Here is a 13909-nt window from a genome sequence, read left to right on the forward strand (position 1 = left end):
TATTGCTAGCCTTGGTAGGATTGCAGTATCGGTTTGTTCTCGTCAAGTTTGGTAATAGCTTGCTTCTTTTCTTTACACGAAAGATAAGGTAAATTGATAATGACGAAAACTCTTAGCTAAGTTGAATAAATGACAGTAAAAAAACAAAAACGCACCGCACTTTTTGTCAGTGGTTATATTGTATTTTACTCTCAAGGCAAATAGTGTGCTTATATTCAAAAACGAGGAAGTCTTATGCTATATGGTTTTGTTTTTAATTAACAAGAATTCTCCTTTAATTTACTAAAAAGCACAATCAGCTAAAAATTTACTGGATTTAGACCGCACTTTATGGTATAAAATCGTCCGTCATTTTGCGTTGTGCAAATGGCGTTTTTTTATTCAATTTCAAAAACACACACATATCTTGTTCATTAAATTGGGGTGCCAAATGGTTCAATTTAATTTGATATGTGGAGGCTAAACCCAATTAAAAAGGAAAAAATTATTATGGCACAAGTTTCTATGCGCGATATGCTACAGGCTGGCGTTCACTTCGGTCACCAAACCCGTTATTGGAATCCAAAAATGAAACCGTTTATTTTTGGTGCTCGTAATGGTGTTCATATCATTAACTTGGAAAAAACTCTTCCATTATTTAACGATGCGTTAGCTGAATTATCTCGTATTGCTCATAACAACGGTAAAATTTTATTTGTTGGTACTAAACGTGCAGCCACTGATGCAGTAAAAGAAGCGGCATTAGACTGTCAACAATATTATGTTAATCATCGTTGGTTAGGTGGTATGTTGACTAACTGGAAAACCGTTCGTCAATCTATCAAACGTTTAAAAGATCTTGAAACTCAATCTCAAGACGGAACTTTTGACAAGTTAACCAAAAAAGAAGCATTAATGCGTACTCGTGAAATGGAAAAATTAGAGCTAAGTCTTGGCGGTATCAAAAATATGGCGGGCTTACCTGATGCGTTATTTGTTATTGCAGCAGATCACGAGCATATTGCGGTTAAAGAAGCGAATAATCTTGGTATTCCAGTATTTGCGGTAGTAGATACTAACACTGATCCAGATGGTGTTGATTATATTATTCCGGGTAACGATGATGCAACTCGTGCAATTCAACTTTATTTAAGTGCAGCAGCAGCGGCAGTTAAAGAAGGTAAAGGCGTTGAAGAAGTTGTTACTGAAGAAGTTGCAGTAGAAATTATTACCGAAGAATAATTTGGTAACAAGGCGATTGCCCTTAATAAATGAATAGGTAAGCAGGGGCATGAATACCCTGCTTTTTTGTCATAAAGAATAAATTATATTGAACAGAGGACATTAAAATGGCAGAAATTACTGCATCATTAGTAAAAGAACTCCGTGAACGTACTGGCGCTGGTATGATGGAGTGTAAAAAAGCATTAGTTGAAGCAAACGGCGATATTGAATTAGCCATTGATAATATGCGTAAATCTGGTCAAGCTAAAGCGGCTAAAAAAGCAGGTCGTGTTGCGGCAGAAGGTGTTATCCTTGCGCGTATTGGTTCAGGTTTTGGTGCATTAGTTGAAATGAACTGTGAAACTGACTTCGTTGCAAAAGATGCTGGTTTCTTAGAATTAGCCAATGCGGTTGCTGACTATGCTTTAGCCAATAAAGGCGTAACCATTGAAGCCTTACAAGCACAATTTGAAGAACAACGTGCTGCATTAGTGGCTAAAATCGGTGAAAATATGACGATTCGTCGTGTACAGTTCTTAGAAGGCGATGTGTTAGTATCTTACTTACATGGTGCGAAAATCGGTGTATTGGTCGCGGGTAAAGGTTCTGAAGAAGAATTAAGAAAAGTGGCAATGCATGTTGCGGCTAGCCGTCCTGAATTTGTACGTCCAGAAGATGTACCTGCGGATGTGGTGGCGAAAGAGCGTGAAATTCAAGTTGATATTGCGATGCAATCAGGTAAGCCACGTGAAATCGCAGAGAAAATGGTAGAAGGTCGTATGAAGAAATTTACTGGTGAAGTTTCTTTAACTGGTCAACCATTTGTGATGGATCCGTCAAAATCTGTTGGTGAATTCTTAAAAGAGGTTGGTGCTGAAGTAACTAACTTTGTTCGCTTTGAAGTTGGCGAAGGTATTGAAAAAGTGGAAACTGATTTTGCTGCAGAAGTTGCTGCAATGCAAAAAATCTAATGAGAAATATTGGTAGAATTGACCGCACTTATTAGTGCGGTTTTTTGTTTATTGATTTGGTTGTATGCTTGTGCAAAATAACAGCGTATAATTTAGCCAATTTAATCATAGGATAGTTGAGGGCAATTTAACGCTAAGTCATCGTTAATTTCTCCGTTGGCTATTTATTATCGTAAAAGGGAATAATAATGGAACAACAACAGTATTCTGTTAAAACCTCGAGTAAACGCAAAAAAATCTTAACTTATTTCTTTATTATTTTATTGCTTGTTGGTATAGGTGTAGCCATTTATTGGTTCTTGGTTTTGCGTAATCATCAAGAAACTGATGATGCCTATGCTTCAGGCAATCAAGTAATGGTTTCAGCTCAAGTGAGTGGTAACATTACGCAAATTAATGTGGATGATATGGATTTTGTGCATCAGGGCGATGTATTGATTTTATTAGATGATACAGATGCAAAATTAGCTTTTGCACAAAGTAAAGATGCTTTAGCCAGTGCTGTACGTTCAATTAAGCAGCTAGAATATACGGTACAACAATTACAAGCAACGGTCGCTGCTAATCAAGTTACCTTAGCTCGAGCGGAGGGGGATTTGGCGCGCCGTCAGCAATTAAGTAAATCAGGTTCTATTGATCAAGAATCTTTACAACATGCAAAAGATGCAGTTGCTTTAGCTGATGCACAATTACAGGTGGCGAAAAGTCAATTATTGGCAAATCAGGCTTTATTGGGCAATACGCCATTAATTCAGCAACCTAGTGTAAAAAATGCTATTGATAATGTTAAACAGGCTTGGCTTAATTTACAGCGTACTCAAATTAAAAGCCCATTAAGCGGTTATGTGGCAAGACGTACTGCTCAAGTTGGAGCGAGAGCTACGGTTGGTAGCCCATTATTGGCGGTGATTGCCACTGATGATATGTGGGTAGATGCGAACTTTAAAGAAACGCAGTTAGTGAATATGCGTATTGGGCAGCCAGCCACTTTAGTATTTGATTTGTATGGTGATAAGGTTGAATTTGAGGGAAAAGTAGAAGGAATTGAGCTAGGTACAGGTAGTGCATTTTCTTTATTACCTGCTCAAAATGCTACAGGAAATTGGATTAAAGTTATTCAGCGTGTTCCTGTGCGTATTCGTTTAAATAAAGATCAACTTGCACAGTATCCATTGCGTATTGGCTTATCAGCCACTGTAAATGTAAATACCGCCGATACCTCTGGCGAGGTGTTATTGAGTAATAAACGCCTTACACCTATTTACCGTACTAATGTGCTTGATTATGATCTTGCTCCTGTAAATCAACTCATTGAACAAATTATTTCTGAAAATAGTAAATAGGCAGATTAATGCAACAAACAACGCAATATGAACCCATAAAAGGTGGGGCGTTAGTGCTAATGACCTTAGCTTTAGCACTCGCCACTTTTATGCAAGTATTAGACTCAACCATTGCCAATGTTGCTATTCCAACTATTGCGGGTGATCTTGGGGCATCTTCTAGCCAAGGTACTTGGGTAATCACTTCTTTTGGGGTAGCCAATGCGATCGCTATTCCTATTACAGGCTGGTTAGCGAAACGCTTTGGTGAAGTCCGTTTATTTCTATTGGCAACCAGTTTATTTGTACTTGCTTCTTGGCTATGTGGCATTTCTCATAGCCTAGAAATGCTTATTTTTTGTCGTGTATTACAAGGGATTGCTGCAGGGCCGATTATTCCATTGTCGCAAAGCCTATTACTTAATAACTATCCCCCACAAAAACGCAGTATGGCTTTAGCATTTTGGTCAATGACAGTGGTTGTTGCCCCGATTTTTGGACCGATTCTTGGCGGTTGGATTAGTGATAATCTACATTGGGGGTGGATTTTCTTTATTAATGTGCCTATTGGGATTAGCGTGGTGCTAATTAGTTGGAAAATTTTGGCAAAACGTGAAACGCAAACCTCTCAACAACCCATTGATCGTATTGGATTAGTTTTACTGATTTTAGGGGTAGGTTGTTTGCAATTAGTGCTAGATAAAGGACGTGAACAAGATTGGTTTAATTCCAGTGAAATTATGCTGTTATCAGTGATTTCTGCTATTAGCCTAATATTATTAATTATTTGGGAATTAACCGAGAAAAATCCTATTGTAGATATTTCATTGTTTAAACTGCGTAATTTTAGTATTGGTTGTTTAAGCACCAGTTTAGCTTTCTTAGTTTATTTAGGCTCAGTGGTATTAATCCCTTTATTACTACAACAAGTCTATGGTTATACCGCTACTTGGGCGGGTTTAGCCGCTGCACCTGTGGGGCTATTACCTATCTTATTATCGCCATTGATTGGTAAATTTGGCAGTAAAATTGATATGCGAATTTTGGTTAGCTTAAGTTTTATTGTTTATGCCTTAACCTTTTATTGGCGTGCGGAAACTTTTGAGCCCAATATGAGCTTTATGGACGTGGCATTACCACAATTTGTACAAGGATTGGCGGTCGCTTGCTTTTTTATGCCATTAACTACCATTACCTTATCAGGTTTACCGCCAGAAAAAATGGCATCGGCCTCAAGCCTCTTTAATTTTTTACGCACTTTGGCGGGTTCTATTGGTACGTCAGTGACTACCGCAATGTGGTATAACCGTGAGGCACTTCATCACGAACGTTTAGTTGAGTCCATTACCCCTTATAATATCAATAGCCAATTATATTATCAGCAAATGGAACAATTAGGACTATCGGACACCCAATCGTCAATTTATGCTGCCGAAATGATTACCAAACAAGGTTTTATTATTGGTGCTAATGAAATTTTCTGGCTATCAGCATTGCTATTTTTATGCCTTATTGCGGTAGTTTGGTTTGCTAAACCGCCTTTTGGTAATAAAAGTGGTTAGATAAAAAATCGCCCTAGCAATGTATTAGGGCGATATGGCGTTAGCATGCCTTGTCCTATTTTAAATTATTATACTTGAGGAATAGCAATCTCAGGCTCAGCAGGTTTTTCTACCTCTTTAATAGGTTTATTTTGATTCGCATCAATAATGCGTTGTACATCATTCGCCATCTCCGTTAATCCCATTTTTTCATAAGCATCACGCATTAAAGGTAAAGCCTGTAGAGTCGCATTAGTATCTGAATATTGACGCAACATTTCGGCAACCCGATTTGCCACTGCCACATAGGCGTGACGCTTCATATAAAATTGAGCAATATAAAGTTCGTGGCGAGCTAGGCGTTCTTTTAAATAAGCCATACGTGCCAGTGCATCGGGAACATAAGGGCTATTAGGGAAATTCATCACTAAGGCTTGAAAATTACCAAAAGCGTTAAGGGCAGATTGTGGCTCACGAGAGGCACGATCAACATGGAATACCCCTTGAATCCAATTTTCGCCTAAAGCACTGTTGGTTAAGCCTGCCATATAGATCACATAATCTAAATGTGGACTGCGAGGGTGCTGACGCAAGAAACGTTCTGCCACCGTTAAGGTCAGGGTATAATCTTGCGATTTATAGTAAGCGTAAATTAAATTGAGTTGGGTTTGCTCACTGTAACTACCGAAAGGAAAACGGTTTTCAGTGGCTTCCAAATAGCGAATTGCTTGTGAATAATTACCTTGTTGTAAATAGGTTTGAGCCTTGCTGTATAGTTCTTGTGCAGAGGCTTGTTCAACCTCTTGATTGGAGTTGGAACAAGCGGTAACGGCTAACGCAACGCTAGCAACAAGCATAAGGGATTTTAATTTACGCATAAGTAGTTTCCTATATTTAACAAATTTTTTAACCTGTTGTTTGTTCAGCGATTAAATTATAATATTGTAACGATCATTATTAAATAAGCAAATTGAATTCACAGGTTATTTTATATGGCACAGATTACCTTGTCGGCGCAAGTTGAGCCACAACAAATGGGACAACGTTTAGACCAAACACTGGCGGAATTGTTCCCGGATTATTCACGTTCTCGTTTAAAAACTTGGATTGAGGCGGAGTTAGTTCAACTTGACGGACGCATTGCCAATATTCCCCGAGAAAAGGTGTATGGTGGCGAACAAGTGGTTATTCAGGTGGAAGTGGAAGAAGAAAATCATTATGAACCTGAAAATTTACCCTTAAATATTATTTATGAAGATGAGCATATTTTAGTGCTAAATAAACCACAAAATTTTGTGGTTCACCCTGGCGCAGGCAATCGTTCTGGTACAGTATTAAATGCGTTACTTTATCATTATCCAAACATTATTGAGGTGCCGAGAGCAGGTATTGTGCATCGTTTAGATAAAGATACCACAGGATTAATGGTGGTGGCAAAAACCATTCCTGCTCAGACAAAGTTAGTGCGTGATTTGCAAAAACGCAGAATTACACGTGAATATGAGGCGGTGGCAAGCGGTATTATGACCAAAGGGGGTAAGGTTGATGAACCTATGGCTCGCCACCCGACTAAACGTACCCTGATGGCAGTTCACCCTATGGGTAAGCCTGCGGTAACCCATTATCGTATTATGGAACGTTTTCGTGATTATACTCGCTTACGTTTACGCTTAGAAACAGGGCGGACACACCAAATTCGGGTGCATATGGCACATATTGCTCACCCTTTATTAGGCGATCAAACTTATGGTGGACGTCCTCGCCCACCGAAAAATGCTAGCGAGCAATTTGCTCAAATATTAAGGGAATTTAAACGCCAAGCCTTGCATGCAGTAATGCTAAGGTTAAACCACCCGATAACAGGCGAGGAAATGGAATGGTATGCTCCTTTACCTGAGGATTTTGTGCAATTAGTGAATGTCTTAAAGCAAGATTATTTGTTGCACAAAGATGAATTGGATTACTAATAAAATATGGAGGTTGTTAGATAACTGACAAATTTTCTATTTAGGCTGCAATAGTCCAATGAGAAAAAGTCATCTAAGTCAGCATAAACAACATAAACGGTGTAATGGACAAAAATGTGGGATTTTGTCCATTTTTATTCCAAGTGGACAAAAGTGTGGGATCTCATTATTTTTATATCATTTTATTGACTCTTTTTATTCAAAAAATCCTTTATAAACATAACCTTACGATTTCTACTTAATCCATTATGATTAATTAATTTCCGCTTAAGTTCACTAAATAAACCTTCTAACCGATTTATTGTTTTTTCAATATTTAATTCCTCATACTTTTCAAAAGTAAATAAATACTTTTCATAATATTTAATACTCGCTAATGCCCCTCTTAATCCTTTATGTTTATAAGGAAAATAACCTTTTTCATTACATTTCTCTGAGCGTTCATTCAAATAATCTTGATGTTTTAAATACCAATAATGCAAACGACGAAAAAAATCATGTTTTTGGCTTTCTTTTAAGGTTTTCATAATAATTTTTAATTCCTTTCCAGCCTGAGATTGATGTTTTTTTCTTAATTTTCTCATCACCATTGCCACAAGATGAAAATGGCACATTTGAACAGGTGTATTGAATATCTCTTTTAACAGCCCACGACGACCATCACAGGTAATTGATTGAATAATATAGCCTTTTTCTCTTAATTTATTTAAAGCTATTTGATAATAAATAGCCTTTTCTGTTTTTACAATTTGATGATAAATCACTTTTTCTGTCAAGCTATCCGTTAACACTAACACACCAAAATCTCGCTTAAAGAAAGTGGTATCCATAATAATATTTAAATGTATTGATAGAGGAAGTTTTAACGCTGTTTTAGGGGCTTTATCAATATCTCTTTGGATTGTTTTAACAGAACATTGATATTTAATGGCAAGCTCTTTATACGTTTGTTTTCCTTGAGAATAATAAAACCAAATTTCGGTGGGATTTAATTTATTTTGAAAGGTAAAAGTTTTATTACAATGATTGCATTTATAGCGTTGAATGGTATTTTTCTTTCCATGTTTGTGGATTGAGTTATTTTGACAATATGGACAATTTTTTATTCATTTTCAAAAAAGTAGGTTAAAGCCTTGCAGTATAAGGTCTTAACCCACTTTTTTCCCACATTTTTGTCCATTACACCACATAAACTTATTGAGTTTTTTGTGGTTGATATTACGGCATAAACAGTTGCTGAACTCGTATATATCAATAAAAATACAATCGCATTTTATTTTTCTCTCTTACTGACTTATCAAGTTTGAAGGAGAAATTGAAGCCGATGAAAGCTATTTTGGCAGAGCTCGTAAAGGCACAAACGAAGATGGGCAAATAAAGTTGCTGTATTCAGGCTTTTGAAGCGTAATGGTAGAGTTTATGCTGTTACTGTATCCAATACAAAAATTAGCAACGTTACTTCCCATTATTCGAGAAAAAGTAAAACCTGATAGTATTGTTTATACCGATACTTATCGTAGTTATGATGTACTTGATATGAGTAAGTTTGGTCATTTTAGCACCAATCACAACACACATTTTGCTGAAGAGCATAATCATATTAATGGCATTGAGAATTTTTGGAGCCAAGCAAAACGTTATTTACGTCAGTTTAATGATATTCCTAAAGCCCATTTTGAGCTACCTTTAAAGGAGTGCGAATGCGTTTTGAGCACAGTAATATAAAGTCTCGAATTTCCATTTTAGAACAACTAGTTAAAGGGTATTTGTTCTCGTTATCTAGTACAGCCCCTAAAATAATGTTGGCTCGCTTATCTTATTTGAAAGCGAAACAATTCTAATAAAAAAGTGCGGTCAAAAAACCGCACTTTTTTCATCAATTTTATTAGCGCAAAAATGCTGGGATTTTGGCTTCGTAGTCGGCGATAGCTTGTTCGTGTTGGAGGGTTAAGCCGATATTGTCTAAGCCGTTAAGCAGGCAATGACGGCGGAAAGGATCGAGGTCAAAATGATAGATCTTATCGCCAACATAAACTTGCTGTTGCTCTAAATCAACGGAGATAGGCGTACCTTGGTTTTGGGCTACCCAGTGGAAAATTTCGTCCACTTCTTGTTCCGTTAATTTAATGGGTAATAAGTGATTATTTAAACTGTTGCTGTAAAAAATATCCGCAAAACTTGGGGCGATCATCACTTTAATACCATAATCTGCCAATGCCCAAGGGGCGTGTTCTCTTGATGATCCACAACCTAAGTTTTCACGAGCAAGTAAAATGGTTGCCCCTTGATATTGTGGATAATTTAACACAAATTCAGGGTTTGGCTGGGTTCCCTCTGGATCAAGGTAACGCCATTCGTGAAATAAGTGTTTACCAAATCCCACTCGGGTTACTGCTTGTAAAAATTGTTTTGGGATAATCGCATCGGTATCCACATTGGCAACGTCTAAAGGAATAACTAACCCTGTATGCTGTTTAAAACCTGCCATTTTATCCTCCTAATAACTCAACTTGGCGAATATCGGTAAATTTACCAAATACCGCTGCGGCAGCGGCCATTGCTGGGCTAACTAAATGGGTGCGTCCATTACGTCCTTGCCGACTTTCAAAATTGCGGTTGCTGGTGGAAGCACAGCGTTCCCATTCGCCTAAACGGTCATCGTTCATCGCCAAGCACATTGAACAGCCCGGTAATCGCCATTCAAAACCTGCTTCAATAAAGATTTTGTCTAATCCCTCTTGTTCTGCCTGTTCACGCACCAAGCCTGATCCCGGTACAACTAACGCCTGTACCCCTTGTGCTACTTTGCGCCCTTTGGCAACAGCAGCGGCGGCACGCAAGTCTTCAATGCGTGAATTGGTACAAGAACCGATAAACACTTTATCCACTGAAATATCGGTTAAATTCACTTCTGGGTTTAATCCCATATAGGCTAAGGCTTTTTCGGCGGATTGTTTTTCAATGGGATCTTGCATGGTTTGTGGATTAGGCACTTGTTGATCAATGGCGATCACTTGCCCCGGGTTTGTTCCCCAAGTAACCTGTGGGGCAATCTCTTTGGCGTCCAATACCACCACCGTATCAAATTGTGCATCATCATCGGTTTTTAAGGTTTTCCAATAGGCGACGGCTTGCTCCCATTGTTCGCCTTTTGGGGCAAAGGGGCGATCTTTTAGATAGTCAAAGGTGGTTTGATCAGGGGCAATTAATCCTGCTTTTGCCCCCAATTCAATCGCCATATTGCATACGGTCATACGCCCTTCCATAGACAAATCTTCAATGGCTTGCCCACAAAACTCAACAACGTGCCCTGTTCCCCCAGCCATGGTGGTTTTACCGATAATGGCTAAGATAATATCTTTGGCGGTAATGCCCGGTGCAACTTTGCCTCGCACTTCAATTTTCATTTTCTTAGCACGTGTCTGTTTTAAGGTTTGAGTGGCTAATACGTGTTCTACTTCCGACGTACCAATACCAAATGCCAATGCACCGAAAGCACCGTGGGTCGCCGTATGTGAGTCGCCACATACAATGGTCATACCAGGCAAGGTTAAACCTTGTTCTGGGCCGACTACGTGAACAATCCCTTGCTTTTTATTCTGCAAATCATACAAAGAAATATTGTTGCTATGGCAATTTTTATCTAACTCAAGCACTTGGATTCTAGCTTGCTCCCCACAAGCAGCAGGATCTCGGCTTTGTGTAGAAATACTATGATCCATTGTCGCAAAGGTTTTGCTTGGTTGACGAACCTTACGCCCTGCCACTCGCAAGCCGTCAAAGGCTTGTGGCGAGGTAACTTCGTGCATCAAATGGCGATTAATGTACAAAATCGGCGTTTCGCCCTCCGCTTCATACACAATATGTGCATCAAAAAGTTTTTCGTATAATGTTTTTCCCATAATAATCACTCTCTATGTTAAATTCTCGCTGCGATTAAATCGCCCATTGCACTGGTAGAAATCGCTGGCGTTTGATCGGCTAAATCTGCGGTACGATAGCCCTCAGCTAACACCTGTTGTACCGCTTTTTCAATGGCTTGTGCCGCCTGTTCTAATTGAAAACTATACCGCAACATCATTGCTGCCGATAAAATTTGGGCAATCGGATTGGCGATATTTTTGCCAGCAATATCAGGGGCAGAACCGCCAGCAGGTTCATATAAACCAAAACCTTTTTCATTCATACTTGATGACGGCAACATACCCATTGAGCCTGTAATCATCGCACATTCATCAGAAATAATGTCGCCAAAAATATTGGAACAAAGCAACACATCAAAATGCTCAGGCTGTTTAATTAATTGCATTGTTGCGTTATCAATATAGATATGTTCAAGGCTAACGTCAGGATATTGCTCTGCTACTTGATTAACCACTTCTCGCCATAACATTGAGCTAATTAACACATTAGCTTTATCCACCGAAGTAACTTTTTTACGGCGTTTTTGTGCTGCTTGAAAGGCTAAATGGGCAATACGCTCAATTTCATAGCGATAATAGACTTCAGTATCAAAGGCTTTTTCATTGACTCCCTCGCCCTCACGCCCCTTTGGTTGCCCAAAATAAATACCGCCAGTTAATTCACGAATTACCACAATATCAAAGCCTTTTGCTGCAATATCAGCACGCAATGGGCAAAATTGCTCTAAACCTTTGTATAAGGTGGCTGGACGCATATTGCAAAATAAGCCAAAATGTTTGCGTAACGGCAACAATGCCCCTCGCTCTGGCTGTTCATTCGGCGGTAAATGTTCCCATTTTGGTCCGCCTACCGAACCAAATAAAATAGCTTGAGCCTGCTCACAACCTTGTAAGGTGCTTTCTGGCAAGGCTTTACCTTGTTTATCTATGGCAGCCCCACCAATATCATAATGTTGATAATTTAGCTGAAAATTAAATTTTTTTTCCACCGCACTTAATACTTTTAAGGCTTGCTCCATTACCTCAGGGCCGATACCATCACCAGCTAAAACCGCGACATGATTATTTTGCATTAGTGTTTCTCCGTATTTTTCTTTAATTCTGATACTTTTTGTGAACGATAAATGGCATTAATGGCGTGAATTAAGGCTAACGCTGAAGACTCAATAATATCAGTGGCTAATCCCACGCCGTGGAATTTACGCCCTTGATATTCCACCACAATATCCACTTGCCCCAACGCCTCAGCGCCCTCGCCCTTAGCGGTTAAATTATAGTGGGACATACGAATATCCATACCCGTTAAGGACAAAATGGCATTATAGGTAGCATCAACTGGCCCATTGCCCCCTGTTGATACCGTGCTTAATTTCTCGCCGTCTAACACCAATTCCACAAAAGACGTGGCTGGAAACTCGCTTACGGAATGGGCAGAAATTTTTGCCAAACTTAACCGATCGCCGTCCCCTTGTTGCATATCTATAAAGGCTAACGCTTCTAAATCATAATCAAAAACTTGCCCTTTTTTATCCGCCAATTTTAAGAACGCTTCATACAATTTATCTAAATCATAATCTTGCTCAGTATAACCCATATCGCTCATATGATTTTTTACTGCGGCACGCCCTGAACGTGCGGTTAAATTTAATTTTTCCTTTTTCAAACCAATGCTTTCTGGTGATAAAATTTCATAGGTATTTTTATTTTTCAACATACCGTCTTGATGAATCCCTGAAGAATGGGCAAAGGCATTTGATCCCACAATGGCTTTATTCGGCTGAATAGGCATATTGCAAAGCTGGCTCACCATTTGGCTCACACGATAGATCTCTTTGGTATTAATATTGGTTTGCACATTCAATAAATCTTGGCGAGTATGAATCGCCATTACCACTTCTTCTAATGCGGTATTACCTGCTCGTTCGCCAATGCCATTAATGGTACATTCAATTTGTCTTGCCCCATATTGCACCGCCGTTAAAGAATTGGCGGTTGCCATACCTAAATCATTATGGCAATGCACCGAAATAATGGCTTTATCAATATTCGGCACGCGATTCATCACATTATCAATAATAGAACCAAATTGGGTTGGCAAGGTATAACCCACTGTATCAGGGATATTAATGGTGGTTGCCCCTGCCTTAATTGCCGCTTCAACCACACGACAAATATTATCCACCCCAGTACGGCCTGCGTCCTCGCAAGAAAATTCCACATCATCGGTATAATTTCTCGCTCGGCTCACCGCCGCTACCGCCATTTCTACCACATCATCAAAGGAACGCTTTAATTTTTGCTCCACGTGCAAGGCTGAGGTGGCAATAAAGGTATGAATACGAAACGCCTCCGCTACTTTCAATGCTTCATAAGCGGCATCAATATCCTTAGCTACCGCACGAGATAAGGCACAAACTCGGCTATTTTTAATATGACGAGCAATGGTTTGCACCGATTCAAAATCACCACTGGACGACACAGGAAAGCCCACTTCCATCACATCAACCCCCAAGCGTTCCAACGCCAAAGCGATTTGCAATTTCTCTTTTACGGTCAAACTGGCTTTCAACGCCTGCTCGCCATCACGCAATGTCGTATCAAAAATAATCACGTTATTGTTCATCATTTCCCCTTAATATATCTCGCTGAAGTGCGGTCAAAAATAAAATAATTTTTCTGGATACAAAAAAACCCGCTGAATATGTGCGGGTTCAATTTATTGGATAATCTTTCTCACTGATTTCTATCCACCACCAAACCGCACAACGGAGTTGCGAGTAGCAGGTTGAGGAATAACACAGTGCGAATAAACATCTTTTTTGTCCAAAATTGTGAAAAACTGACAACATATTACCTGATAAAACCAGACTGTCAAACCTTTTTGCACCATAAATCACCGACCATAACAGAGCAATAAACCAGAAATAAGCAAAACAACAAAATTTAACACTAACCAAATACAAAAACTTATCACAAAATACA

11 protein-coding genes and 1 pseudogene are annotated in these 13909 nt (G+C 39.0%); 6 read left to right on the forward strand and 6 right to left on the reverse strand.

Going from position 1 to position 13909, the window contains the following annotated elements; genetic code table 11:
- The first annotated feature begins 489 nt into the window (after window positions 1-489).
- From rpsB to A6A20_RS08755, 4 genes are all read left to right on the forward strand, one after another.
- On the forward strand, window positions 490-1221 hold the full coding sequence (gene rpsB, locus A6A20_RS08740; RefSeq protein ID WP_279573066.1) for a 30S ribosomal protein S2: 732 nt from the start codon (window positions 490-492) through the stop codon (window positions 1219-1221).
- A gap of 107 nt (window positions 1222-1328) precedes the next feature.
- The gene (gene tsf, locus A6A20_RS08745; RefSeq protein ID WP_279573067.1) at window positions 1329-2174 is read left to right on the forward strand and encodes a translation elongation factor Ts; all 846 of its coding nucleotides are present in this window, start codon (window positions 1329-1331) and stop codon (window positions 2172-2174) included.
- Window positions 2175-2362: 188 nt separating this feature from the next.
- Window positions 2363-3517 (forward strand): EmrA/EmrK family multidrug efflux transporter periplasmic adaptor subunit, encoded by a 1155-nt coding sequence (locus tag A6A20_RS08750; RefSeq protein WP_279573068.1) that lies wholly within the window; start codon window positions 2363-2365, stop codon window positions 3515-3517.
- An 8-nt stretch (window positions 3518-3525) separates the two neighbouring features.
- Window positions 3526-5058, forward strand: coding sequence for a DHA2 family efflux MFS transporter permease subunit (locus A6A20_RS08755; RefSeq protein WP_279573069.1), 1533 nt, complete (start codon window positions 3526-3528; stop codon window positions 5056-5058).
- Window positions 5059-5126: 68 nt separating this feature from the next.
- On the opposite strand, the gene bamD is transcribed toward A6A20_RS08755, so the two are convergent.
- Window positions 5127-5915, reverse strand: coding sequence for an outer membrane protein assembly factor BamD (gene bamD / locus A6A20_RS08760; RefSeq protein ID WP_279573070.1), 789 nt, complete (start codon window positions 5913-5915; stop codon window positions 5127-5129).
- A 114-nt stretch (window positions 5916-6029) separates the two neighbouring features.
- Here bamD and rluD point away from each other — a divergent pair, with 114 nt between their 5' ends.
- Window positions 6030-7004 (forward strand): 23S rRNA pseudouridine(1911/1915/1917) synthase RluD, encoded by a 975-nt coding sequence (rluD, locus tag A6A20_RS08765; RefSeq protein WP_279573071.1) that lies wholly within the window; start codon window positions 6030-6032, stop codon window positions 7002-7004.
- 182 nt (window positions 7005-7186) lie between these two features.
- On the opposite strand, the gene A6A20_RS08770 is transcribed toward rluD, so the two are convergent.
- On the reverse strand, window positions 7187-8110 hold the full coding sequence (locus A6A20_RS08770; protein WP_424585445.1) for an IS256 family transposase, variant Zn-binding type: 924 nt from the start codon (window positions 8108-8110) through the stop codon (window positions 7187-7189).
- Window positions 8111-8176: 66 nt separating this feature from the next.
- On the opposite strand from A6A20_RS08770, the pseudogene A6A20_RS08775 reads away from it, so the two are divergent.
- A pseudogene (locus A6A20_RS08775) lies at window positions 8177-8845 on the forward strand (IS1595 family transposase).
- A 44-nt stretch (window positions 8846-8889) separates the two neighbouring features.
- On the opposite strand, the gene leuD reads toward A6A20_RS08775, so the two are convergent.
- The 4 genes from leuD to leuA are packed head-to-tail and all read right to left on the reverse strand — an operon-like array spanning window position 8890 to window position 13550.
- A complete protein-coding gene (gene leuD, locus A6A20_RS08780; protein WP_279573073.1) occupies window positions 8890-9492 on the reverse strand; it encodes a 3-isopropylmalate dehydratase small subunit in 603 nt (200 codons plus the stop codon).
- A 1-nt stretch (window position 9493) separates the two neighbouring features.
- Window positions 9494-10906: a 3-isopropylmalate dehydratase large subunit gene (leuC, locus tag A6A20_RS08785; RefSeq protein ID WP_279573074.1), complete on the reverse strand. Its 1413-nt coding sequence runs from the start codon at window positions 10904-10906 to the stop codon at window positions 9494-9496.
- Window positions 10907-10923: 17 nt separating this feature from the next.
- Window positions 10924-12000: a 3-isopropylmalate dehydrogenase gene (gene leuB / locus A6A20_RS08790; protein ID WP_279573075.1), complete on the reverse strand. Its 1077-nt coding sequence runs from the start codon at window positions 11998-12000 to the stop codon at window positions 10924-10926.
- Window positions 12000-13550, reverse strand: coding sequence for a 2-isopropylmalate synthase (gene leuA / locus A6A20_RS08795; RefSeq protein WP_279573076.1), 1551 nt, complete (start codon window positions 13548-13550; stop codon window positions 12000-12002). Before leuA ends, leuB begins: the two co-directional genes overlap by 1 nt.
- Between the last annotated feature and the right edge of the window lie 359 nt (window positions 13551-13909).

The organism is Volucribacter amazonae (assembly GCF_029783845.1).
GTDB classification, from domain to species: Bacteria; Pseudomonadota; Gammaproteobacteria; order Enterobacterales; family Pasteurellaceae; genus Volucribacter; species Volucribacter amazonae.

What these genes read in the sequence shown, in the direction of transcription:
- rpsB (WP_279573066.1), top strand. Translation starts at nt 490, where the DNA reads ATGGCACAAGTTTCTATGCGCGATATGCTACAGGCTGGCGTTCACTTC.
- tsf (WP_279573067.1), top strand. Translation starts at nt 1,329, where the DNA reads ATGGCAGAAATTACTGCATCATTAGTAAAAGAACTCCGTGAACGTACT.
- A6A20_RS08750 (WP_279573068.1), top strand. Translation starts at nt 2,363, where the DNA reads ATGGAACAACAACAGTATTCTGTTAAAACCTCGAGTAAACGCAAAAAA.
- A6A20_RS08755 (WP_279573069.1), top strand. Translation starts at nt 3,526, where the DNA reads ATGCAACAAACAACGCAATATGAACCCATAAAAGGTGGGGCGTTAGTG.
- bamD (WP_279573070.1), bottom strand. Translation starts at nt 5,915, where the DNA reads ATGCGTAAATTAAAATCCCTTATGCTTGTTGCTAGCGTTGCGTTAGCC.
- rluD (WP_279573071.1), top strand. Translation starts at nt 6,030, where the DNA reads ATGGCACAGATTACCTTGTCGGCGCAAGTTGAGCCACAACAAATGGGA.
- leuD (WP_279573073.1), bottom strand. Translation starts at nt 9,492, where the DNA reads ATGGCAGGTTTTAAACAGCATACAGGGTTAGTTATTCCTTTAGACGTT.
- leuC (WP_279573074.1), bottom strand. Translation starts at nt 10,906, where the DNA reads ATGGGAAAAACATTATACGAAAAACTTTTTGATGCACATATTGTGTAT.
- leuB (WP_279573075.1), bottom strand. Translation starts at nt 12,000, where the DNA reads ATGCAAAATAATCATGTCGCGGTTTTAGCTGGTGATGGTATCGGCCCT.
- leuA (WP_279573076.1), bottom strand. Translation starts at nt 13,550, where the DNA reads ATGAACAATAACGTGATTATTTTTGATACGACATTGCGTGATGGCGAG.